A 23,224-nucleotide genomic window follows, 5' to 3' on the forward strand; every position below is an offset into this window, starting at 1 on the left:
AATGCAAGCCAACATGCGAGATCTGATTGCAAGGCTTAAAGCAGCGGGTATCAGGCTAGCGCTCAATGGAGAAAAGTTGGTGGTATCCACCTCTTCCGGGCTGGTCGAAGGAGCACTATTAGATGAGGTTTGGAACAATGAAAAAAATCTTCTTCTAATTCTCAAGAATCATCTTTTGGTTGGTCCCCGTCCTATTGACAGCGCACCTAAATCCCAACATTGCACAACCTATCCACTATCCCATGCTCAGCTCAGATTTTGGTTTTTGGAGAAGTTGAGGCCCGGAAGCAATAGATATAAATTGATACTGCTCCGCGACATTGCGGCCAAAATCGATGTCGAAATTCTTGAGCGTGCGATCTTAGCGGTCGCAACGCGACATCAACCACTTCGAACAATCTTTGATGACAGTGCGGTGCCGCCACTACAAGTAGTCATGGAACTTAGCTCGGTAAGGTTGGAGAAGTCTGACTTAAGCGGATTACCGGATTCAGAGCAAGGCGCCGAACTAGATAAGCTTGTTCAAAACGAAACAAAACAAGATTTCAATTTTTCAAGAGAGCCAGCATTTCGTTCGCATTTAGTCAAACTTGCAGCTGATAAATTCACCCTGATTGTTGCCATGCACCATCTCATTTCAGATGGCTGGTCAGTCAATGTTTTTTTTAGAGAGTTGGTGATACTTTACGACGCCCTTCTTCGCGGACATACGTCACCTTTGAAGGCTCTGACTTTTCAGTATGGTGACTACGTTCGCTGGCAGCATGAACGGCTCAATCCGAGAAATTATCATAAGTTGCTCAGCTATTGGCGTGGCGTATTTAGCGCGATACCAAGCCAAATTCATTTGCCAAGTGATGTCGCTCTTGATCCTAAAAGAAGTCAAGGAGCCCAATATAGATGGACGGTGGAACCCAGTTTGGTGCGCGAAATTTCCGAGATTGCCCGAACCACAGAAAGTACTCCATATGTAGTTCTATTAACCGCTTTCGCTGCGGTTATTGCAAAATTTTGTGGGAGAGAGGAGTTTTGTGTCGGAACCCCTGTCGCCGGGCGGAATACAGCTGAATTTTTTCCGCTAATTGGGTGTTTCGCGGATACCTTAGCACTCCGAATTAGTATCGACTTGTGTCAGTCATTTCGTACAAATCTACTTGCAACGCACAAGGTTGTGTTCGGTGCTCTTGCGCACCAAGAAATGCCTTTCAATTGCTTAGTTGAGGAGCTAAATCCACCACGCGATGACGAGTCATCCCCGATATTTCAGATGCTATTTGCACTTCATACGGAGAAACAACAATTCACTGCTCCGCGTACTGGTATAGGACGAGCATTCAAAGCTAGACGGCGACACACGGTCGCGCCGCGTTATGGACTTTCTCTGGACATATATCCTAGTGAGGGCGGAGGCTTTGAAGCCGTCGTGGAATACGACGAGGGGAAAACTAGTCGAGCGACCATTGCCAACTTTTTGGGGTGTATGGCACGCCTATTGGAAAGTGCTAAAACTTGCCTGGATCACAGGCTCGGTCAAATTGACATATTGAACTCAGAGGATCGGATTGCGCTGCAACGGCAAAAGGCTGAAACATTGGTTCCCTTTGATAGCCGGCTAACGCTCTATACGCTGTTCCTTGCCCAGGCCGATAAGTATCCTGATTTTATTGCGATAGATGACGGGGATAGAAAAATCACATATGGAGCCCTTAAGACTGATGTGTTGCTTATTGCGGATCGCATGCAAACGTTTGGAGTCCGAAGTGGAGATCTGATCGCTGTCATATTTGACCGCTCGATTGAGTTAGTTACAGCAATTCTTGCGGTGTGGGGCGCGGGCGCGGCATACCTGCCATTAGATCCCGTTCATCCCAATCACCGGCTCAATGAGATGTTGTTGGACGCAAAGCCATTTGCCATCCTGTTTGACGATAATTTTTTAAAATCGACATTGGTGGGTGTTGAGAAAAAGTGTGATGCTCTCACAAAAAACGTTCACTTTTGCCTCCAGCGCAATCGCCTGTCGAGTGCTTACGGTCTCGACCCCTCCGCTGCTTATGCGATATACACGTCCGGATCAACGGGCGCGCCAAAAGCGGCCGTGATAACGCATTCGTCGCTGGTAAATCTAATTCAGCATATGGAGGATATGCATTCGATCGGCGCAAAGGATGTTGTACTTTCTGTGACTTCTCCCTCCTTCGACCTTGGTGGTTCGGATATCTTTCTGGCCCTGAGTTGCGGGGCGCAGCTTGTTTTGGCTAGTCGCTCCCTTTCCTTGGATGCCCCACGTCTTCTCCACTTTATAGAGAGAAAGAAAATAACAATACTGCAAGCGACTCCTGCGACTTGGAGTATGTTGAATGCAGCTAATGATCGCGAGAATAGCTTGAATAAACGCGTGGTGCAGACGCTGCGTGTCGCGATCTGTGGTGGTGAGGCTCTCAGTAGAAAGTTGATCCCATTCTTGTGTCGATTTTCTCAGAGTGCATGGAATTATTACGGCCCCACTGAGACCACAGTTTGGTCTACGTCTCAGAGAATTAGCGAATCTGAAGTGATTTCTGTGGGTCGTCCCATAGCAAACACTCAGGTATTGATAGTGGATTCAAGTGGAAATCTTGCACCATCTGGTGCTATTGGCGAGATTTGGATTGGCGGGTCTGGTGTTGCACTCGGGTATCTAAATCGGCCTGAACTGACTGAGGAGAAGTTTGTAGTCAGGTCGTTCTTTGGAGAGAGTCACAGGTTTTACCGAACCGGTGATATTGGACGTTACCAAGCCGACGGCACGCTACAACTCATTGGTCGAAACGATAGACAAATTAAGATCAGAGGATTTAGGGTTGAACTAGAGGAGATTGAGTCGTCCTTGGCTTCACTTGAAGGCGTAGAAAGTGCTCATGTTAGACAGGAGGCTCGAGAGGACGGATCGAGCAGTCTAAGTGGATTTATTGTTCAGTCGAAGAGTGGGATAGATGCTCAGATTTTACGCCGGAGACTGGGAGAACTATTGCCTCAATATATGGTGCCGGACGTCATATATCTAGTGCCGAAGATATGTCTTACGGCTAATTCCAAGATTGATTGGGTGAGCACGCGGAAGGGCGCTTTAGCTTCGTCCGTTCGAGAGGAGCCACTATTAACTGACTCACTGACGACCACGGAGGCGACTCTGCAAAGTATATGGGCGGAGCTGCTAAAGGTGGGGTCGATATTCTCAAATTCCGATTTTTTTTCTTTGGGCGGTCACTCCCTACTGGTACTGGATCTTCTAGATCGAATCGAGAAAAGATTTGATACCTGTATAGATCTTTCAAATTTATTTCGTCATAGCACACTCAGCGGAATGGCTTCTCAGATTGATTTAGCTTTAAAACTTCGAAGTACCGCAACACGTTCTGCACTTGACAGCATAAAAAATAGCGCCGATGCCATAGGTATTGCGGAATATTTAACCCTTAATCAGCGTAAATTTTCCCCAAGTCTTATTTCGTTGCAGCCTCACATTTTTCATATATCTTTAGCCGAGAGGAGGGTGGTAGATTGTATTGATCAAGTTCTAAATGAGCTGGAGTATCGACACCCCTTATTGGGGATGGTTTTGATATGGAATGGAGGCGATGTTTTGCTCGCGCCTAGGGATTCCGCAGTAAATGTGGAGGTTCGTTTCACAAATCACAGTGGGCTTGAATTAGGAGAGAGAGAACCGCTCAGCTTAGGACAGGTCGGGTTATACGACGTGGCGTACTTGCAATCATTTAAGAATTCGAAGTACGGGGCCCTTCAATTTCGACTAGATAACACTTTTTTTGATTACGAGTGCTGTTCTATTTTGCGTAGATGCTTTAGTCAAATTGCTAACTCAAGAAATATGCAAGATTTAGCTAAGGCAAAGGTGAATCCAGAAAAAAGTTTTTTAGAATACTTAAAGGAAGAGCGCTACAAGGCGAGCACTGAAGCGGAAAATTACTGGAGAGAAAAGGGGAAGATTATTTCCCCGATCTTGCATTTTGGGGAAATTCGACCAGAACTCTTTACGAAGAGAGCGAACCGATTGTTCCGGACGCTTTTAAGCGTCGATGTCCAACGATTAAAGCAGTTTTCGATCCGTCACGAGTGTTCCGTTTCTCAAGTTTTACTAACGGCCTTTGGCTTAACTTTGGGGCGGCTAACCAACAGGAAGGACGTTCCAATTGCCATGCAATCTTCTCGTAGAACGGCACGGAGCTTAGCGGATGCTCTCGGTATATATCAATCGCAGTTCTACGTGGACTTGCGGTTTAGTGAAAATTCTTCTCTGGAGAGTGACCTGAGCATGGTGGTCGAAGAATTTCGTCGGGCTCTTTCTTTCTCTACGGCACCACCCGCGATTGTTTGGGGCCCTGCTCCTGGAAGACCTTCTCGGTCCTATGGTTCCCCTATTAGTGCGTTCTATTTCCACAACGAAATAGCAGATGGCCCTATTCACTTTCCCTCTTCTAGCGGGCAAACGAGCGGGGATCTGACGCTCGTGACGTACGAGGCGAATAATGCGGCCGAGATAGGCTTGTCTCTTAAATATTACGCGGACGGAATTTCGACCTCAATTGCAAAAGAAGTGATTGACGGAGTAGTCGAGATAGTGCGCACTAATTGTTAACTTCGCGGCGAGATACATATGAGAAATCCTATTTCAGATAGCACGGAGTTTTGGGCTGTCTCACCAAACCTAATATCTCCTGTTCCGGCCGATGGCTCGCTTGGTGGCACGGTTCCAATACGTGCCTTCCGCTATTGCACACCTTTAATAACTGCGTCGGCTCTTGGATGGTTACTCTTTCCACCCGTGGGACTTTCCCTCATTTGGGATGGCAAGCGCATACACGCTCGGTTTCCCCCTGATGAACAGTGGATACCGCTGGGGGAGGTGAGGGTTCCTGGGACTCTGGAGGCGTATGACAATTTTGCGCCTACTTATTGCCGACATTTGCATCCGCCTTTTCTATCATCCTTCCCTGAAAATGGGCACGTTCAAATTACATGCGGGTATGCAATGAAAACTCCCGCCGGAGTAGTCTCGCTCGTACGTGGACCAATTAACACCCCTCCATTAGTGGGCGCCCAAATGCTTGAAGGCGTGATTGAAACGGACTGGTGGCACGGCCCCATTCTTGGTGTTTTGCGTTTCGTCGCTCCAAATGTGGAACTCTTACTACCTAGGGATGAGCCGTTGTTTCAAGTGGTTCCGATTAATCGTTCACATGCCCTATCAAGAGCAGAAGTGAAAGTAACTATGGTTTCTGAAATGGCCGAAGTTTCTCCGCTTCAATGGGGACAGTACTATTCAGCCGTTAATCTGCCTGGTAAAGATAAAAAAGGCTCTTACGCACGTTGTTCTAGAACTTACTCTCGCGAATTGGATGAGTCGTAGAAAAGAAAGACTGAATGTATGACAAGTTTTGTTCCGGAGCTTCTTGTGGCCACCGCTCGTCACAGTTCCCTTACTGAGAATGAACGAGAGGAACTATGGGAAAAGGGAAAGCGACACATCCGACATTTAGAGCGAAAACGACTGGATGGGGTACTGTGTTGGTTGACTAGTAAAAGCACAGATCGATTCTCCCTATATCAAAAATCACATTCGGCTCAAATCAGAAGTGTTTTAGAGTTGTTGTCTGGAATTAGTACTTTCAGTAACGGTGTGATTATTCACAAAGGACTTGAGTTTACTGAGAGCTTATTTGACGGTAAATCGATTTGCCTTCATGGGGATATTGACGTATTGTGTGAACCAGCTGCAATTAATTCAGTTAATGAATGGTTGGAAACTAATGATTTTAATAGGGCGTTATGTGACATTGAAAACGGGCGATTGTCCGAACCTTTAAATGATGATTTTCCATTGGAGAATCACTTCAATGCTGGTTCATTTTCAAGAATGGAAAATATTGATTTAACGCCGCTAGAAATGGCGTCTATTGGTAGGTGGATAAGGCCAATTTGGACCGATTTGAATTGTGGAAAAATTGTGATCACATTCGATCTGGCTAGTGGCTTAGATGTAAATATTGGTGCTGATGAAATAGTGTCAAATTCTGCACCAAGTGTGGGGCTTCTCCAGAGTGTGAAGACCATGGCGCTGGTAGACAGAATCTGGTATACCCTGTCTCTTATTGGTCATTCGCTTATTTCATTAAATAAGGTAAGTCACGGATCCAAGTTAGCTGAGGCAATTTTATTAATACAAAATAATTATGAGCTGCTGGATTGGGATGCGATAGAGGAACGAATAGAGAAACACCAAGTTGCTCCAGTATTTGTACCCATGCTCGAGCTCATTTGCGAGGTGTGCGATAGAGGGTATCCGGGGTCGTTGAAGCGGAGTCGCTCTTTCTCGGGCGTATCAGCAGAGACGACTAAAAAGCTATTTACTGCAATTTCATACTAGGAGTACTTATGGTTTCATCAGCACGACATCAAATTTATKCTTCGCCGAAGTCCGCTACTTTCAGTCTCTCGGCTATTCCGTCGACTTACGCGCCCGTATCTGCCGACAGAGCTTCGGCGCTACAAAAGGAGGGCCGGGGATACATGCGACTTGCGGGCTCTGGACAGGGCCATTGCATTGAAGTTGCTCCGGTCGGTGATTCCATGGCCGGCCGGGGATTTATGCGACTTGCAGGCTCTGGACAGGGCCATTGCATTGAAGTTGCTCCGGCCGGGGATTCCATGGCCGGCCGCGGATTTATGCGACTTGCAGGCTCTGGACAAAACCATTGCATTGAAGTTGCTCCGGCCGGTGGCGTACGTTTATAGCCAAGTTCTCGGCTAGCTTAGTGCGGGACCGTTACGGTCCTGCCGATCAACTTTCTCCTTAGCTGAGTCAGTTAGATTGGATTAACAAAACGATAACCTGAGGGGGGCGCCGTGACTATTAGAGTAGCTTTGTTAGGTGTAGGAAACTGCTCAAGCAGTTTGGTTCAACTTGTGTCGCAAGCTCGTGAATCATCTTCTCCCATGCTTGGGTTGATGCACGTGGAAATTTGTGGCTATAAGGCCTCGGATGTGGAGTTTGTCGCTGCATTCGACATAGATGAGCGAAAAGTTGGACTGGATCTCGCCGACGCAATCGCTGCTTCGCCAAACTGTACAACACAGTATGTAAGCGTCCCAACAACCCACACCAAAGTTTCACTTGGTCGATTGAGTGACGGTATAGGTGATGAGACTAGGGAGTTGATCAGAGTACACCCGGATGCCGTTCGTCAAACTCCCGAGGCCATTATCAAAGTACTAAAAGAAAGTGGTGCGGAGATCGTGGTTAACTTTCTCCCTGTCGGCTCAATGACGGACAGTCGCCTATATGCTGAACTCGCATGTGACGCTGGATGTGCTTTTGTCAATTGCAATCCGGTGATGATTTCATGCGACCCCGATATTGCAGCGCGTTTTGTTCAGAACCGCTTGCCTTTGCTTGGCGACGACATCAAAAGTCAGCTGGGCTCTACGATGTTGCACCGCGCCATTGCAGACAAATTACTTGAACGAGGAGCATCGATTAGCCGCTCGTACCAACTTAATATTGGCGGCAATACCGATTTTCTCAATATGACAAATCGCGCTCGCGCGAAATCGAAACGGCATACAAAAATGTCTGCCGTTCAATCTGTTATTGGAATGGAAGTCCCTCTGAGTGTGGGACCATCGGATTATGTCCCTCAACTGGAAGACCATAAGGTGGCCTATATCCGCATTGAGGGGAAGTCTTGTCTTGGGATGGCCTATACATTTGAGGCCAGACTCGAAGTAGAGGATAGTCCAAATGCCGCAGGCGTTGCAATTGATGCAATTCGCTGTGCCAGAGTTGCGCTTGATCATGATCTATACGGATCTATTGCGGAGCCAAGCGGATATCTCTTTAAACACCCTCCTGTGTCTTACCCGGAGAAAGAAGGAAGAAGTTTGATGGACCAGTGGATGGCTGACTTGGAATTGAAAGTGGAAACCACTTCAATTAGAGCTAGGGCTTAGCACGAGATTGAATTCTTCGTCTGAATTAATGCTGCGCGATTAAAGCGAGCTATTGATCCTGCTATTTTTACTCCTTTCGGATTTTTCAACCTTCGATGGGTTTCTATGCGATGAGGCATATGACGCCATCGCGCTAAGCTTGAATACTCCTAATGATATAGGTGTGCTACGTCATGAAGAATGGACTTTATGTTTCGGCCTATTTGCACATCGACGGTCTTTCTCGTGCTATTGAATGGTGGCAACGTCATGATCAAAATCTTTCTCTCTGGGAGTTGCGCGACGGCTCAATTAAGCTTCTGAGATATTGGGAGCTAGAGCGAATAACCGGGCAAAAACAGCACTCTGTTCCATTCCAAGACATTTCACAAGGGCGGGAGTTTCTTCGAAAGATACTGAAGGATGAAGGAGTTGAGCTCGAAGATGTGGTTGCAATTTTCGGAACACCGGGATTGGATACCGTTCAAAATTACAGTTCTCTGGCTGAATTTCCCAATACCCCATATCACACGGTTTGTCATTTATTCTCAGCGATTGGAATGAATGGTTGCGAAGCACTTGACGATGACGTCCTCGCGCTAGCACTAGACGGTGGGCCCGATCGCCTAATTGATAGCGACATATCATTTGAAAATGAATACGCCGCGGCGATCATTAAAAATGGCGCGATTCAACTAGTCCCACTTCTAATTTCACCAGGTCGACTTTGGTACTTAGCGCGTGAGCGCTTTTCTATGAAAGAGGGGAGTCTGATGGCTCTTCAAACCGCAAGTGAGGCGCGGTTTGAGGCCTCGCCAATTAGCAGTGTTGATTTAGATTCATTCCCCGCCATTTTGAAATGGTTGGAAGCTCAATGGGATGCGATTGAAGTTGTTGAATACGATACCAGCGGTATATCTGTGCGGGATATTGATCTGCGATTTACCGAGCGAGAGAACCGTATTAGCATGGCCGTCAAGGTACTGCATGATCTTTCGATAGCGATAGTAGTGAGAAGTGTTGATGCGCTAATTGCGATGTCGAATTTGATACCGGAGCGTACGACGCTCGCGATCGCAGGTGGATTTGGCCTCAACTGTCCAACAAACCGGTATCTTCTAGAGCGCTACAGATTCAAGAAGTTTCTTGCTCCTCCATGTGTAAATGATGCCGGTATCAGCCTTGGTGCTGCGTTGTATTTTTTTTGGAAAAATAACCCCAAATCGGCATTCGAACTAGACAGAGCAGATTACGGTCCTCCTCTGTCGAGGCGGCATCAAGGTCCTCGTGATAGCACCTTGATGAACTACATTGAGATTCAGCCAATGGATGCTGAGCAGTGTGCCCGCGATATTCTCGCCGGACCGATAATCTGGATCGATGGTGGTTGCGAGATTGGACCTCGCGCGCTGGGGCATCGAAGCCTCATCGGTGATCCTCGTACGCTCCAAACACGTCAGATCCTCAACGAGATTAAGCAACGGCAGTGGTGGAGGCCTGTAGCGCCAATTATCTTAGATGAGGAAGTGAGAAACTGGTTCGTGGAGTCCGATGCTAGCCCTTACATGTTACTGACTTCGAAAGTGCTTCGTCAAAAGCATGAATTGGTGCCCGCGGTTGTCCACTTAGACGGTACGGCCAGGCTGCAGACCGTTACCTCCGGGTCATCGCTAAAACTTCTATCTGTACTTCGGTCCTTTTATAGGCTGACCGGTGTGCCAATGCTAGCGAACACTTCATTAAATGATCGTGGTGAACCGATAATTAATGACTTGGAAAGGGTTCTACAGTTCGCTGTAGCCAAGCATGTTGCCATTATTTATCTCAATGGTGACCGGATTTTTTTGGATCTACGTTATAGAGATGTATTTTTAGAAAAACTGAAACCCGAAAGACCTTATGCGGAATTGCTCGGCGACTTAAGTGAGAGAGAGTCCGAAGTACGACGTAGAAACCCAAATGGAGTGCCGCTTAGAGCCCTTCAGACCTACTGCCGGTTGCCTTTGCTCCGGAAGCATTTTGATATAACCCTGCCGGCTGACGCTAGGAAGATTACAGAAATCTGCGCCGAGCTTGAGCTGAAACGCTCAAAGGAGTACGGCACAACGGCCCACAGTGCATTGTTGCGTGCGACCAAGGAGTTGTTGTCAGCTGAACAACTTTTGTCAGTTTAGTTGTCATGACCTCATTAATAGATTCTGAATTTTCTGAGGCTCGGTCGATTTTATTTCGACATTGGGATGTGAAAACCCCAAAGATAAAAAAACTTTCAACCAGCGGATTCAACTCCCTTTGGCGAGTTAACTCAGCCGATGGTCATTTCGTTCTTAAAGCAGCGCGGAACGATCCAAACGGCGATTGGATCAAGTTTGCCAATCGCTCATTTCTGGAACTAGAAGCCCGAAATCTCATCCGCACCTTCATTAAGGGGCGTACCGGTGAGTATGTTTTTGGTGATCGAGAGTCTAGTTGGACTTTATCTGTGTTTCTAGAAGGAATGCCGCTATGTCCACCAGCTTTTGACCATATTCCCTTGGCCGCGGACTTCCTTAAACGAATGCATCGAATTCCAGTGAATCTGAAATGTGGATCTGATGAGACTCAGACAAAACTTCGCACCAACTGGGTATCTGATCTCAAGATAATAATTGAAGACGCTGAGAAAATAGTGCAAAAGTTTTTCTTGGATGTGGGAGGTAAAGATGAGCAGAGATTTTCAAAGTTATTGAACGACGTCAATGCTGGATTTCAACTGCTTTCTACTTTACCTGTCACGCTGTCGCACGGCGAATTTCAGACACAAAATGTGATTGTGTCGGCGTCGAAAATAGGTGCAACCACTTGGGATGTTATTGACTGGGATAGCTTGAGCGAGCGCCCAAGAATTTACGACATCTGTTCGGGATTACTTTTTTTCTGTCGACGTTCACGCGGTAGTTTCTCCCTCGATCGTAACGCTCTCCGCCTGTTTTTGAGTGCAGTTGAATTAACAGATTCTGAACAAAAAGTTCTTCCTATAGCTGCTGCCATTAGCTTGTTGCCTCGTAAGGCTCATATCGAGAAATTTCGTTGCCACAGCACACCAGGACTTACTTGGTATCAACCTTGGGCTATTAATGGAGCAATAGAGGCTTATGAACAAATCTGTTCCCTCTAGAATTTTTGGATTTATTGTTTACCGCGATCCCGTTGCGGTGGAAATACTGACCAATGACCTTGTACTATTCGAGAATGCTGCGAAGCTCTTGCGCCCACTATTTAAGACTATAAAAGAGGAAGAAGTACCTTCACTAGCGCATCGCTTTCGTATAGATGCTTCGGGCGAAAGTTCCGTTGATCCCGGTGAAATTAGTCGACACGAAATAAAAGGAGAGCCGGAGCGTATTTATTCTCTTAACTATAAATCCCGAGTAATTAATATTCTGCGTCCGGAGGCGCGAGAATGGCGTGCGCAACATGTGGTTAGATTGATCCGTGCACTGTATCGTCTTGTGATTGCGGGCAGTTGTGGACAGTTTTTTCACGGTGCAATGGTTAATTACATGGGGGCGGGAATCGCTCTTATCGGACGCAAGCGAAGCGGAAAAACCACTGCCATGCTTTCTTTGCTTGCATCAGGTGCACAGTATGTGGCGAACGACGATGTAGGGGTGCTTCAGAGAGGTGAAGGTGGGTGGGTTGGGGTAGGCTCCACGAGGTCGGTCTCTATTCGAGCTGATACCGCGCGTCTTCAGCACATTGCCGCGTTTCTTGACAAAACCTCCACAGCAGGTTTTAGCCATCCCTTCAATGCCGACCCAAGCAATGCTCAATACTTACATGCTAGGCCTAACGAACTAGCTGAATTATTTGGGACGACGGTGTGTTCGGAGGCGAATTTGACGCACCTGATTTTCCCTTCTTTTGTCGACGGACAACACGCACCCGGATTTTCTCGTTTGACAGAGTCAGAAGTGATACAGCGGCTTCATCAAAATCTTTTACCTATTGTGGACAAGCATAGCGAATGTCTGCGGCCTTTTGCCTCACAAATAAAGATAAAGCTAGCTCATACCGCTGAATTGGCTCGGCTCATTCCAGGATTTTCCTGCCGCGTCAGTTTTGATTGCATGGATAGGTTGGGCCGCGATCTAAGTTCTTTAGTTGTCTCGGAGCGTTCAATTTTGTAGGTCAATCAGTGTTCAAGGAGTGTTATATGAAAATAAGAAATGCCTCTCGCATCGTTGTGCTAAATGATCACGATGAGGTTTTGCTGGTTCGTTACGACGATTCAGAGGCGGCAGACCCACGGATAGGAGTGAAGACATACTGGGTCCCTCCGGGAGGGGGTGTTCATGAGGGTGAAACCGATGAACAGGCGGCTCTTCGAGAGCTTCGGGAGGAGACGACACTTGAGTTGCAAGCTGCGCGATTAGTCTGGTTGCGTGAGAGAGAGCTTTTGCGCAAGGGAGAATTAACTTTATATCGAGAGAAGTATTTCTTTGCGCGCGTTCCTGGTAGACCGAAATTATCCTCAGAAAAAAGTAGCGAAGGAATCACCGATTGCCGATGGCGGGTAGCTGAAGACCTTCGAAATAGAGGTGACGTCATTTTCCCTAGTAACTTTTTGGTCCTTCTAGCGCAGCTGACTTCTGGCGATATACCGGTGACTCCTATTCTCGTGGAAGGTGTTAATTCCTAATCCGACGCACTAGAAAAGCGTTAAATCTAACTCATGGTTTAGGCCAGAAATAACCGTCACTCTATGCGTATTAAATTTGAGTCCACCGGTCGTAGTTTTGACCGATTTATCGAGCACGTTGAGCGAAAGGGCGTCGGGCATCCTGATACTCTATGCGATGCTATTGCTGAACGTGCTTCGCAGCGTTACTCAGAATTTTGTCATGCGACATTTGGAGGAGTAGCACATCACTGGTTTGACAAAGTGGTTCTGGCTGGGGGGGAGTCAAGAATAACCTGGGGTGTTGGCGAACTAATTCTCCCGTACACCGTTCTTTTTTTTGGAAAGGTTACCCGAAGTGTCGGCTCCGTTAAGATTCCTGTTTTAGATATCTTGCATAGCGCAACGTGCGATGTACTTGATGCCGGGCTAGTAGGATTTAAAAGAGAGAAACACCTTCGCCTAGAAGATCGTCTTGTTGACTATCAAGGTGCGGGAAGACTAAATACCCGCTACCGCCCATCGAATGAAGCTCAACTAGCGGATCTTTCCAATGTTTCCAACTTTCGGTCGAATGACTGCAATATGGTTTCGGCATTTGCTCCCTTAACTGCTATTGAACAGATGGTTCTCAATATTGAGGACGCTATAACATCTGGTGCCTCGCGTAATCGATTCCCGTTTGTCGGTACAGATGTCAAAGTGTTTGCCGTGCGAGACAGAGATTCCGCCACTGTTACGGTAAATGTTCCATTCCTGGCTGATAGAACTTCTTCGCCGCAAGAGTATGAACACCATAAGGAATCCCTTCTTATTGAGCTGAGAAGCCGTGTTGCCGGTCATCCATTCAATTCGCTAGAGTTTGTAATGAACCCGCAGGACCGCTACGGGCATCCATATCTCACAGCGCTTGGCAGTGCGGCTGATACTGGTGATGTCGGATTAGTCGGACGTGGAAATCGAGCCAACGGGCTGATTACACCCATGCGACCGATGAGCATCGAGGCGCCAGCGGGTAAGAATCCTACCGACCATACAGGGAAGATCTATGCGAAGCTTGCTCTTGACCTCGCAGTAGATTTGCATCGCGCCTTGGGAAGCCCTGTAGAGGTCTACATATTTACGGCTAAAGAGACTTTGTTGAGTGAGCCCGATGAAATAGTAGTTCTTTGCGACTCGATTGAGCAAGACGCGCCACACTTAGCTGAACAAGTTGTGCGGTCACATCTTGATCGTACGCGTGAATTGGTCTGGTCCTTTGTGTCGCCTGGTGTAGTGCTGTGGTGAACTCAAGCCTGTTGGCTGCATATGGTGGAGAGAAGGCTCTACAAGATGAACTCCACCGAGCTTGGCCCATCATTGAGACCGAAGATGCCGAGGCGGTAATCGAGGCACTTTTCCGTAAGCATTGGTCCTATTATTCATCGTCGGAGGAAATTGGTTCGCTTGAGCGCCAAATCTGTGCGCGTCTGAATCGGCCATTTGCACTCGCGCTAAATTCGGGTACTTCTGCGCTTTTTGTCGCCTTTTTTTGTCTTGATCTTCGCCTTGGTGATGAAGTACTTGTGCCAACCTATACCTTCCCGGCGACGGTAGCACCTTTGTTGCATTTCAATACATCCATAGTTTTCTACGACACTGCACCCCACAGTCCGGTGCCCGATTTATCACATATTGCATCGCGTGTTACGTCACGCACAAAAGCAATTGTCGTTTCGCATATGGATGGTTTTCCGGCTGCTATGGATGAAATAGTGTGTTTCGCACATGCCAGAGGTATTCTCGTAATTGAAGACTGCGCGCAATCGCTCGGCGCTGTTTCGAAAGGGCGGGAAGTGGGGCAGGTCGGTGATTTGGCCGCATTCTCTTTCACAGAGAAGAAGGTTGCAGTCGGCGGTGAAGGCGGCATGTTGGTAATGACTGACCGGCGCTTGTACGAACGGGCGATATTGGTCAGCTATCTTCAGAAACGTGCTTATGAGGAGGTTCGGGACCCTGTCTTGAGAGAATTTTGCTACACGGGACTGGGGTTAAATCTCCGCATGCACCCGTTCGCTGCAGCGCTCGCTAGTCAGCAGTTCAAGCGAGTTGACGCGGTGTTGGAGGCTCGCGCTGCAGCACGCCTTACGTTGAAATCTATATTAGGTAATCGAAAGGAGTTGTTTTGGCCGTCACCTCCGACCGTGCCCGAACGCCTTGGTGAATACAGCATCAAATTATTGGTGCGTGATGACATTGATCCAGCAGAGTACGTGCGTCTTCTAGCCGCCGAAGGTGTCCCGGTTGTCCAGTCGGAAACGCAACCATTGCATACATGTGCAGCATTTGTTGGGCATATGGTCCCATCTTCTCCTTTACAAAATGAATTCCACACGGACCCTTACCCTAACGCAAGATACTTTTCTGAGAGGGCGATACGGCTTCCTGCTCTATCGGCCATAACATCAACTCAGAGTGAACAGATAAAAACTGCGTTTGACAAAGTCGGGGATTACCTAACGCCTCTAGGTATAGAGGGTTAGAGCGTGCTTTTGATAGCCTAAACCCACCGGGGAAAAGCGCCATTCATTGCGGCTGATAGTCCATGAATCTACCGCCAAGGCGATTGATAACGCCAGCGCCCAGTAGGTCAAGATGCTTACGATCACTTTCAGCACCACAATGCCAGTTAGTCCAAGAGATAAAACCCAATAGAAGTTGAAACTCTTGACTTTCGGTCGGCGCGCAAGGACTAATGGTTGGAGACTCCGTGTCAATCCCAGTGACATGTGGCACCACGAGTTGATCCGATACTACGTCGAGATGATATTTCGACGGCCGAGGTGATGCAATATTGATGTTGAGGCAGAGGTCGGCCTCAGGCTTCCGGCTGAGGTATTCCAGAAAAACAGCATTCAGCACCTCAACTGAGGACATCCAATCAACGGCCGTAGAAATGGCAATGGTAGGAATGCCATGGTAAGCCACCAGTGCGCCTGTAGAAACAGTTCCGCTATAGCGGGCACATGGGCCGTAGTTTAGTCCCGGGTTAATACCAACGATGCAAAAATCAGGATTTTTCCCATGCTTAGATTTATACCGATTTAATCCAAGAATAGCGCAGTCTATTGGTGTTCCGCCGACGACGTAACGCATGTCATCAATGCGTCGCACGCTAACTGGAAGCCCAAAGCTTGCTGAACTCCCGGATCCCGACCTTTCACGTGTTGGTATAAACGAACTAGCCGAGTGCCCTTGAGCGAGAACGTACTCTAGAAGGGCGTCATGCCCCAAGCTTGGACCGTCATCATTTAATAATAGGATGTCCACGTAGCTTCTCCAGGACGGTCACGATTTGAGCGCTATCGAGATCTTCGATCAAATCAAAAAGAAAGCACTTGCCAATGTCAGTGTCGACCAACGGATTCTTTCCTAGACATCGCCACTCGGCCGAGTTTGCGTTGCTCCAGCCTAAGGTGTTGCCAATGTTCGATTGGCTAGGTTGAAACTGTGCATCACCAAATATTCGCAATAATCGTTCGATGGAGAAAATTGCCTCTAGGGGACTTGGCGATATGTGAAATCCATTGAAGAGAACATCGACGCGATTAATCCCGTAGCTAGTTGCTTGTTTGTACAGCATATTCCGGAGTGATCCAGCTGTTGCATTGGCTGGCACAAAATTGCCAACCATCTTCCCCGTTAATACACGGTAAGACTGTTGTGAGCGACAGATTAATGCCAGAAAAACACCCTTTGGTGAGTTTAGACGCGCAACTTGTTCAGGGTGAAATGCATTAATAACAAAAAAGCGCTTTTCTAAAACTTGAATGCGCGAGCCATATATACCGTTGGAAAGTTTTGTCGTACCCTGCCTATGTGCTAGCTGCTCAATGTCGGTGGAGGTAATATGGGGATGGATTTGCAAAAATCTAAATGCACCAATGACCTGATCTCCTTGTGCATACTTGTCACGCATCTCATCTGGTATTCCGTCGGCATCCCTATTGGCGGCTCGATTAAGTACAAAATAGTGTTGTTCGACGAAATTCGTTGCGACGCTCAAGTGCCAATTAAATGCATAGACCCCATTTATCAGAACATTGAATTTACCTAAACATTTATCTACGTCACCGAGAAGGCGAAAAATGTTCTTGAAACTGTTGCCGCGAAAACATTCGGGTTTGACCAATAGTAAAAAATCATTGGACAATATTTCTTCGTTTTTTCCTTCTCTATAAGGGAGAAGCGTTCGGTATTCCGAACGATCCGACGAGGTAATATCAAAAATAGTATCGGCAAATTGATCAAGCATTCTTGATTTATATGGATTGCAAGCTGTTTTTATTTCAGGATAGTGGAAAGCTATTTTTAAGTAGGTCTAAAACCATAATTTATCACTCTCTTAAAATAACTGAATCGCCTGGAAATTCATCATAAAAGCGCTTGCATCGTTCAAAATTCTGACGATAGGAGAGCGTTATATACCCAAGCATTCCATCTGGTTTCAGAAAAGACGAGAGTGTTTCTCGGTTTCCATTGCAAACATATTCCTTTGAGAGGATGCGTCGAGATGTACGAAGAAGCGTACGGTACAAACATTCAATAAAACTCGATTGAATCCAAATTAATAGATCCGCTCGAGAAAAAAGCAAGGGCACGGCATCTAAATAGTTTCCATCGACGATCCAACGCTCGCCTTCCGTTTGAGTAGAAATATCAAGCTGAAATTCCGGTGCGGGACGCTTGATCCATCCAGGATTCCAGCAGAGATCGTCCAAAGGAACGTGTCGAAGCCTAAGCGAGCGGCTTAATGCCTCAGCGGTTGTTGTTTTCCCCGATCCAGGGCATCCCACTATCCACAGCTTATTAAATGCCTTGGAAGTAAGATGAGATTCAACTTCCTTAATTGAATTAAACGGGAATTTTTCCACGTTAATCTTCCGTTTTTAATTGCGTAATAGTGGATTCGAATTATGAACAATCTTACTGGAAAAGCTTTTGCAGTTGTTGGTGGTCTCAATGGGATTGGACGTGCCACAGTTGAGGTGTTGGTTAGGCAAGGGGCGCGAGTCTTGGTATTTGATAAGGACGATATTTCTCTGAAAATCGAAGCGGGCACCGATATCCCACTAGGCTGTCTTTCCCCATACATTGGGGATCTTATGGATATCGACGCTATTGACGGATTTGTGAGTCACGTAGGGCGCTCAGTCGGTCAATTGGATGGGCTTGTAAACGTAGCCGCCGAAGTTGCCTTCGAAACACTGTCCACATCTTTTGAACCGTGGCTTCGGATTATGCAAGGCTCGGTCGCGGCATACTCCGTTATGGTGACAAAGTTATTGCCATTGCTGCGTAGTCCGGGTGCGTCAATAGTGAATATGTCATCAGTGTCGGCATTCATCGGACAACCAGGTTACGGCACATATGCTGCGTCTAAGGCTGCGGTTAGTGCACTTACTCGATGCATGGCTCAAGATCTCGCGCCCCTAGGGATTCGCGTAAATACGGTGTGCCCTGGCACAATCTGGACGCCTAACAACGCATTTCATATTGGCAGGAGTCACGGCCTGGATCGTGAAGGAGCGGATAGATCTCCGGATTTTGGTGGGCATCATCTACTTCGACGTTGCGGAGATCCTCGAGAAGTTGCTGAACCCATCGTATTTCTTCTATCTGATGCGGCAAGCTTTATTACTGGGACGGACCTAGTTGTTGATGGTGGTTTTCTTGTGAAATGAGTTTTGCGTTTGCCGGGGACTGAGGTGAGGAAGCCGCGAAAGCGCTCCGGTGTGTTTGTTGAGAGGATGAAAACTCAGGGTATGGTCGCTGACTTCGATGGCGACTCTTGCGTGGTCACTCATCCCGCTACTTGCTGTGCATGTCAGGCTTCGAAAAAAGTTTCGCTGCGACGCCGAAAACCGAGGTATCAGCGCAAAAGTATCCCATCACAGTCGCGACGCTGTGATGCCCCGTCATAGCCATAGTGTCGGCCAGCGGCACTTGCTGCCGACCAGCTTCAGTCACAAACCCCGAACGTAGCGAGTGCGCCGAGAAGTCTCCCTCAATCCCGGCCAGGGCACAGCGCTCTTTCACGATTGCTCTAACTGCGGCCGGGGAAAGCGGATCGCCCAAGTGTCCGCCTTTACGGACGCTCCGAAAAATCGGCCCCTCCAAAATCCCACTAGCCTGCAGCCAGGCAGTCAATGCCACAGCGGCCGATCCCAGCAGGGGCTTGTTGTTCTCGGGCAGATCCACGCCCGCCTGGTTGGTCTTGGAGTACGCCAGGTTGTAGACAAAACCGTCCGGAATCGGCTTCAGGAATTGCATGTCCGCCCCCGTGACCTCAGAGCGCCGGCGCCCCCCGCTGGCCCAGGCAAACAGCAGTAGCGCGCGGTCCCGTTTGCCGCGCAGCGAGTCGTCGCAGGTGGCCAGGATGGCCTGCAGGGGATCCTTGGTCAGCGCCTCTTTCTTCTGGGGCAGGGCGCCGCGCTTGGCGTAGGCCTTGCGCGTGCGTGACAGCAGCTCGCGCACCGTGGGATCCTGGCAGGGATTTTTGAGTTCGCGCACCTGGTGCGCCTTGGACAGGACGGCAATCCGGTGGACCAGGGTGTTGTGGGCCAGTGCGCCCAGCTTGCCTTTGTAGCCGGCCTGGACCAGCGTCTGGTCGATCACGACCGGCAGCTCGGACACCAAACCCTTGTCCGTGGTGCGCTCGGCATGGTCCACGATGAACTGCAGCACGCAAGGGGAGGGCACAGGCAGCTGGATCTGGGCGCCATAACGGATACCGTACCAGGCGGCCCAATAGCGCAGGGCGCTTTTATAGCTGGCCCTGGTGTTTTTGGATTCGCCTTCGCGCAGCAGATCCTCGACCGCGCGCCGAGTGACATCGCTGAGCTCGGTCGGCTGCAGGGCGGGGATTTTCTGGAGGACTGGTAGGCGCATGGTTGGCTCAGGGCGAGTTTTTGATTAAAAACATACATGCTATGTATGATGCATTACATGAATATTGAATAGATCACGATAACAATCTCTTATCGTTGGTAAATATAGCCACAGGAGCCGGGCCATGCAATCGAAAAGTACGAGGGGCGTTCAGCAGGAAGAGGTGTGGGCCGCAGCGGATGCCCTGATCGCCGCCGGCGAGCGGCCGACCATCGAGCGGGTGCGCCTCAAGATCGGGCGCGGCTCACCGAATACCGTCAGTCCCATGCTAGAGGCTTGGTTTGCCACGCTCGCGCCACGGCTCGGGGTGGCAGCTTCGGGCGGTGCACAGCCCGTAGAGGACAGTGCACCCCAAGCCTTGCGCCAGGCACTGGACGCCATTTGGGCAAACGCAGTTACGGCCGCGCGGGATAAGGCCGAAGCCGCGCTCGCGACGGAGCGCGACAAGCTGGCACAGTTGGACAAGGAGCTGGACTCCCAACGACAGATGCTCTTAGAACGGGAATCGGTGCTGGCCCAACGAGGTGCCACCTTTGAGCATGCCCTGGAGTTGCTCAGAGCCCAGCTGCGGGACCAGGCAGCCCAGCTTGAAAAGGCCGGCCGCGACCTCGAACAGGCTCGCAATAGCCTCGCTAATCTGGTTCAGGAGCGCGACGCAGGCAGACGCCAATTTGACGAGCAGCTTGGCGTGCTCACCCAGGAGAGGGAGCGTCTCGAGCAGCGGGCAACCGCCAACGAACGTCGTCTTCTGGAAGAAGTGGACCGCGCTCGCCAGGAGGCGAAGCAGTCATCTCGAGCGCTCGAAGATGCCGACCTTAAGCATGCCACCCAGAAGCAGGCACTTGAGCGCACGACCGTTTTACTGGAAAGCCGAATGCATGAGGGGCAAATCGAGCTTGCCACGCTGAGGGAGCGACTGCAAGCAGCCGAAGAACGTGCAAAAGGACTAGAGAGCGCGCTTGCAGTGGCCCGAGAGCCGCAGCGCGCCGCTCCTGCCAAATCATCCACAAGGGGCCGGCGTGTCACTGGCCCGGCAAAACGAGTGCCGTAACCATGCATCGGTAGCCATAGCCAGTATTTACGATTAAAAGATAGCCATGTTGATTTTCTTTAGCTACAATGTAGGCAGGAAAAATCAACATCGAGGAAATTATGACCAATGCCAAGCACGAGGTTTTCTCCACGCCATCAGAGGTTAAATCTGCGCTCGAATCCCTTGGTCTGACCGCCGAGTTGGTTAAAAACGTTGCCAAAGCGGCAGCCGCGGCCCGTGCGGATTCGTTGGCGGTCGACCCTTGCAGTGCGCCGGGCACCTTGGCATACATCTATGGTGTTCGGAGCATTCGCTTGGAGCTACTTCCCAAGGGTTGGAGGGTAAGCCGCGCAGGAAATGTTGAGTCTACCGTTAATGATGAGCTGGGAATCCAACTGTGCTTTCAGAATGTCGATCGAGCCTGCGGCGCTCGTGACCCAGAGGCTATCTCGGGAAAGGGATCCGGTTCGAGAAAACTAATTCTCGATGGGCATCAGGCTGAACTTTTCCCAAAACCCAAAACCGCCAGTGCGAAGACATTTGGTTCAACGCCCACAGTCTGGGTGATCTGCGTCAGTTCTGACTCAAAGAAAGTGCAGGCCGAAGTTTCTTGCCCGGAAATTTTTGAAGGCGAACAATTTGAGGGTTTTAGTAAGCGAATTTTTGTGATGGACGAGTCATTCGGGCCGGATCCCGATACGGGCAAAAAACGTGATGATGATGACAACGCCGACTATGAAGTACGGGTTACCAAGAAATAGATGATTTATGTTCAACGCTAGTAGGCTTGCCGTGGCGCGCAAGCGCCGCCAATTGACGAAGAAAGACTTGGCCGAAAAGGCTGGAATTACGGCCCTTACCCTGACGAGATTAGAAAGCGGAGACACATCTGAACCAGTAGAGGAGACTGTGAGAGCGCTTGCTCGTGCTCTTAATTTTCCTTTCGAATTCTTTTACTTGGACGACTGTGAGGAGCTGGAAACCGAGGCGGTGAGTTTTCGGAGCCTTTCGTCGTTGTCCGCTCGCCAGCGTGATGCTGCATTGGCCGCAGGAACTATTGCATTTCTTTTTGACGAGTGGGTAACTGATCGATTCGAGGTACCAAAACCCGACTTGATTGATCTGCGCGATGAGGATCCTGCTGCAGCTGCAGAGGCTCTGCGAGGTCACTGGGGCATAGGCTCAAAACCCGTTCAGTCCATGGTCAAGCTTCTCGAAGCAAAGGGGGTGCGTGTCTTTGCTCTTTCAGAGCAGCACAAAAACGTTGATGCTTATTCCTGTTGGAAAGACAACGTACCCTACATATTTCTCAATACCTTTAAATCTTCGGAAAGAAGTCGCTTTGACGCTGCCCACGAATTAGGCCATCTCGTATTGCATATCCATGGGGCCTCAAAAAATCGGGATGTTGAAAGAGAAGCGGATGCGTTTGCCGCATCGTTTCTAATTCACCGGGGTGATTTGGTGAGTAATTTGCCGAGGGTTACTTCTCTGACACAGCTTGTAAAGGCCAAAGAGCGCTGGGGCGTGTCGGTGGCTGCGTTGGCCAGGAATGTGTATGAAGCGAGGCTAATTTCTGACTGGCATTATCGGGAGCTGTGCAAGCAGATAAGTATTCTGGGATACAGGACCGAAGAACCCATGGGTATAGGGCGCGAGAAATCTGTGCTCTGGAAAAAGATCTTCGAGGAGCTATGGCGCGATGGCGTGACGAAAGATAGCGTTGCGAAGGAGTTGAATTTACCCGTCGACGAAATTCGATCTCTAGTCGGAGAGTTAGTTGAGGATGGCCCTCCATTGCCATTAGCTCCAGGAGAAAAACTGACTCTGAGAGCTGTATAGCTCGTGAAAACTGGATGGCAAAGCCACCTCGTCAACTCTCCGTTGATGTTTGCGGTCGCCATGTTCGTTCTGCTCGCTCGAGGATGAGATGAGCTTCCAAACTGGGGTGCTTTCGCTCGATGCTCTCTTTGTAGATATATCCAACATCAAGCCAAAAAATCACAATGGCATCCACGAAGGAGTGAATCCTGGCAGCAGGGATATCCATCATCGCAACAGACGGCAGGCTGGGCGGGTGAGTTTGGAACTCAGGCGGCATTGCTGGGAACGTAGGCCATAGTTCCGGTGCTCGCTCCAAAAGTTGAATCGCAGAAGTGCCGTCGCCGTGTCGGCAAGCATTGCCGAGCAAATGCAGTGTCTCAAGTTCACTGTGGCTCGGAAACTCACTGAGCCGTATGCCACGCAGTTCTTGAAAGAGCAAACACAGCTTTTCCCAAGTTGCTTTATCTACTTTTTCGGCCAGACCGCTATCTTTTCGCAGCACCTGCGCACAGCCGCGCAGGTAGCTGCGAAATTGCCGCTCCCAAATTGACTGGACAGACAAGCAGAATGCCAACTTTGTTTCGCGAAGGACATCCTGCATGTCCGATTTCTCAAAGATGGCGGTCTCATCCTCGCTTTCACCTAATTCAGCAATCTTATCTTCGAGGAATTGGATGGAAGGCTGGACGACATTGTCCAGGAAGGATTTGATCGTCAGGTCATGCTTGGATGCCTGGACGTCAGCGAAGCAGTTTTTCCAGCGGAAGGGTGTCATGATCGTGTAGTCA

19 protein-coding genes are annotated in these 23,224 nt (G+C 49.0%); 14 read left to right on the plus strand and 5 right to left on the minus strand.

The window, feature by feature from the left end:
* Window position 1: 1 nt before the first annotated feature.
* The 10 genes from AC1DVV_RS06475 (at window position 2) to AC1DVV_RS06520 (ending at window position 15,171) form a co-directional block, all read left to right on the plus strand.
* Window positions 2-4,639 (plus strand): non-ribosomal peptide synthetase, encoded by a 4,638-nt coding sequence (locus AC1DVV_RS06475; RefSeq protein ID WP_477707149.1) that lies wholly within the window; start codon window positions 2-4, stop codon window positions 4,637-4,639.
* A gap of 18 nt (window positions 4,640-4,657) precedes the next feature.
* A complete protein-coding gene (locus tag AC1DVV_RS06480) occupies window positions 4,658-5,410 on the plus strand; it encodes a DUF6065 family protein (protein ID WP_477707150.1) in 753 nt (250 codons plus the stop codon).
* Between the two features lie 18 nt (window positions 5,411-5,428).
* Complete coding sequence (locus AC1DVV_RS06485) at window positions 5,429-6,427, plus strand: hypothetical protein (protein ID WP_477707151.1); 999 nt, start codon at window positions 5,429-5,431, stop codon at window positions 6,425-6,427.
* Window positions 6,428-6,906: 479 nt separating this feature from the next.
* On the plus strand, window positions 6,907-8,010 hold the full coding sequence (locus tag AC1DVV_RS06490; protein ID WP_477707152.1) for an inositol-3-phosphate synthase: 1,104 nt from the start codon (window positions 6,907-6,909) through the stop codon (window positions 8,008-8,010).
* A gap of 173 nt (window positions 8,011-8,183) precedes the next feature.
* Window positions 8,184-10,163 (plus strand): carbamoyltransferase C-terminal domain-containing protein, encoded by a 1,980-nt coding sequence (locus AC1DVV_RS06495; protein ID WP_477707153.1) that lies wholly within the window; start codon window positions 8,184-8,186, stop codon window positions 10,161-10,163.
* Between the two features lie 68 nt (window positions 10,164-10,231).
* Window positions 10,232-11,146, plus strand: a complete 915-nt coding sequence (locus AC1DVV_RS06500) for a phosphotransferase (protein ID WP_477707154.1) — start codon at window positions 10,232-10,234, stop codon at window positions 11,144-11,146.
* Window positions 11,124-12,158, plus strand: a complete 1,035-nt coding sequence (locus tag AC1DVV_RS06505) for a hypothetical protein (RefSeq protein ID WP_477707155.1) — start codon at window positions 11,124-11,126, stop codon at window positions 12,156-12,158. Before AC1DVV_RS06500 ends, AC1DVV_RS06505 begins: the two co-directional genes overlap by 23 nt.
* Before the next feature lie 26 nt (window positions 12,159-12,184).
* Complete coding sequence (locus tag AC1DVV_RS06510; RefSeq protein ID WP_477707156.1) at window positions 12,185-12,670, plus strand: NUDIX domain-containing protein; 486 nt, start codon at window positions 12,185-12,187, stop codon at window positions 12,668-12,670.
* Window positions 12,671-12,733: 63 nt separating this feature from the next.
* Complete coding sequence (locus AC1DVV_RS06515) at window positions 12,734-13,936, plus strand: methionine adenosyltransferase (protein WP_477707157.1); 1,203 nt, start codon at window positions 12,734-12,736, stop codon at window positions 13,934-13,936.
* Window positions 13,933-15,171 (plus strand): DegT/DnrJ/EryC1/StrS family aminotransferase, encoded by a 1,239-nt coding sequence (locus AC1DVV_RS06520; protein WP_477707158.1) that lies wholly within the window; start codon window positions 13,933-13,935, stop codon window positions 15,169-15,171. The genes AC1DVV_RS06515 and AC1DVV_RS06520 overlap by 4 nt, the downstream gene beginning before the upstream one ends.
* 43 nt (window positions 15,172-15,214) lie before the next feature.
* On the opposite strand, the gene AC1DVV_RS06525 is transcribed toward AC1DVV_RS06520, so the two are convergent.
* The 3 genes from AC1DVV_RS06525 to AC1DVV_RS06535 all read right to left on the minus strand — a co-directional run bounded on the left by AC1DVV_RS06525 (window position 15,215) and on the right by AC1DVV_RS06535 (window position 17,562).
* The gene (locus AC1DVV_RS06525; RefSeq protein WP_477707159.1) at window positions 15,215-15,958 is read right to left on the minus strand and encodes a 5'/3'-nucleotidase SurE; all 744 of its coding nucleotides are present in this window, start codon (window positions 15,956-15,958) and stop codon (window positions 15,215-15,217) included.
* A complete protein-coding gene (locus AC1DVV_RS06530; protein ID WP_477707160.1) occupies window positions 15,936-16,943 on the minus strand; it encodes a hypothetical protein in 1,008 nt (335 codons plus the stop codon). Before AC1DVV_RS06530 ends, AC1DVV_RS06525 begins: the two co-directional genes overlap by 23 nt.
* Before the next feature lie 82 nt (window positions 16,944-17,025).
* Window positions 17,026-17,562 carry an AAA family ATPase gene (locus AC1DVV_RS06535; protein ID WP_477707161.1) on the minus strand — a complete coding sequence of 179 codons (537 nt, stop codon included), beginning with the start codon at window positions 17,560-17,562 and terminating at the stop codon, window positions 17,026-17,028.
* A 42-nt stretch (window positions 17,563-17,604) separates the two neighbouring features.
* Here AC1DVV_RS06535 and AC1DVV_RS06540 point away from each other — a divergent pair, with 42 nt between their 5' ends.
* Window positions 17,605-18,372 carry an SDR family NAD(P)-dependent oxidoreductase gene (locus AC1DVV_RS06540; RefSeq protein ID WP_477707162.1) on the plus strand — a complete coding sequence of 256 codons (768 nt, stop codon included), beginning with the start codon at window positions 17,605-17,607 and terminating at the stop codon, window positions 18,370-18,372.
* Window positions 18,373-18,499: 127 nt separating this feature from the next.
* Here AC1DVV_RS06540 and AC1DVV_RS06545 read toward each other — a convergent pair whose 3' ends face one another.
* On the minus strand, window positions 18,500-19,579 hold the full coding sequence (locus AC1DVV_RS06545; RefSeq protein WP_477702852.1) for a site-specific integrase: 1,080 nt from the start codon (window positions 19,577-19,579) through the stop codon (window positions 18,500-18,502).
* A gap of 124 nt (window positions 19,580-19,703) precedes the next feature.
* Between AC1DVV_RS06545 and AC1DVV_RS06550 the strand changes: the two genes are divergently transcribed.
* The 3 genes from AC1DVV_RS06550 to AC1DVV_RS06560 all read left to right on the plus strand — a co-directional run bounded on the left by AC1DVV_RS06550 (window position 19,704) and on the right by AC1DVV_RS06560 (window position 22,454).
* On the plus strand, window positions 19,704-20,630 hold the full coding sequence (locus AC1DVV_RS06550; RefSeq protein ID WP_477707163.1) for a DNA-binding protein: 927 nt from the start codon (window positions 19,704-19,706) through the stop codon (window positions 20,628-20,630).
* Window positions 20,631-20,731: 101 nt separating this feature from the next.
* Entirely contained in the window at window positions 20,732-21,373 is a 642-nt protein-coding gene (locus AC1DVV_RS06555; protein ID WP_477707164.1) for a hypothetical protein, read from the plus strand.
* A 7-nt stretch (window positions 21,374-21,380) separates the two neighbouring features.
* Entirely contained in the window at window positions 21,381-22,454 is a 1,074-nt protein-coding gene (locus tag AC1DVV_RS06560) for a helix-turn-helix domain-containing protein (RefSeq protein ID WP_477707165.1), read from the plus strand.
* A gap of 31 nt (window positions 22,455-22,485) precedes the next feature.
* Here AC1DVV_RS06560 and AC1DVV_RS06565 read toward each other — a convergent pair whose 3' ends face one another.
* Complete coding sequence (locus AC1DVV_RS06565) at window positions 22,486-23,211, minus strand: hypothetical protein (protein WP_477702766.1); 726 nt, start codon at window positions 23,209-23,211, stop codon at window positions 22,486-22,488.
* Window positions 23,212-23,224: the final 13 nt, after the last annotated feature.

The sequence above is a fragment of the Polaromonas sp. P3_B4 genome, assembly GCF_056402835.1.

Bases quoted from the DNA above. Each gene is read 5' to 3' on its own strand.
- AC1DVV_RS06510 (WP_477707156.1), top strand. From the start codon at position 12,185: ATGAAAATAAGAAATGCCTCTCGCATCGTTGTGCTAAATGATCACGAT.
- AC1DVV_RS06565 (WP_477702766.1), bottom strand. From the start codon at position 23,211: ATGACACCCTTCCGCTGGAAAAACTGCTTCGCTGACGTCCAGGCATCC.
- AC1DVV_RS06560 (WP_477707165.1), top strand. From the start codon at position 21,381: ATGTTCAACGCTAGTAGGCTTGCCGTGGCGCGCAAGCGCCGCCAATTG.
- AC1DVV_RS06530 (WP_477707160.1), bottom strand. From the start codon at position 16,943: ATGCTTGATCAATTTGCCGATACTATTTTTGATATTACCTCGTCGGAT.
- AC1DVV_RS06545 (WP_477702852.1), bottom strand. From the start codon at position 19,579: ATGCGCCTACCAGTCCTCCAGAAAATCCCCGCCCTGCAGCCGACCGAG.
- AC1DVV_RS06485 (WP_477707151.1), top strand. From the start codon at position 5,429: ATGACAAGTTTTGTTCCGGAGCTTCTTGTGGCCACCGCTCGTCACAGT.
- AC1DVV_RS06505 (WP_477707155.1), top strand. From the start codon at position 11,124: ATGAACAAATCTGTTCCCTCTAGAATTTTTGGATTTATTGTTTACCGC.
- AC1DVV_RS06495 (WP_477707153.1), top strand. From the start codon at position 8,184: ATGAAGAATGGACTTTATGTTTCGGCCTATTTGCACATCGACGGTCTT.
- AC1DVV_RS06515 (WP_477707157.1), top strand. From the start codon at position 12,734: ATGCGTATTAAATTTGAGTCCACCGGTCGTAGTTTTGACCGATTTATC.
- AC1DVV_RS06550 (WP_477707163.1), top strand. From the start codon at position 19,704: ATGCAATCGAAAAGTACGAGGGGCGTTCAGCAGGAAGAGGTGTGGGCC.
- AC1DVV_RS06475 (WP_477707149.1), top strand. From the start codon at position 2: ATGCAAGCCAACATGCGAGATCTGATTGCAAGGCTTAAAGCAGCGGGT.
- AC1DVV_RS06480 (WP_477707150.1), top strand. From the start codon at position 4,658: ATGAGAAATCCTATTTCAGATAGCACGGAGTTTTGGGCTGTCTCACCA.
- AC1DVV_RS06540 (WP_477707162.1), top strand. From the start codon at position 17,605: ATGAACAATCTTACTGGAAAAGCTTTTGCAGTTGTTGGTGGTCTCAAT.
- AC1DVV_RS06555 (WP_477707164.1), top strand. From the start codon at position 20,732: ATGACCAATGCCAAGCACGAGGTTTTCTCCACGCCATCAGAGGTTAAA.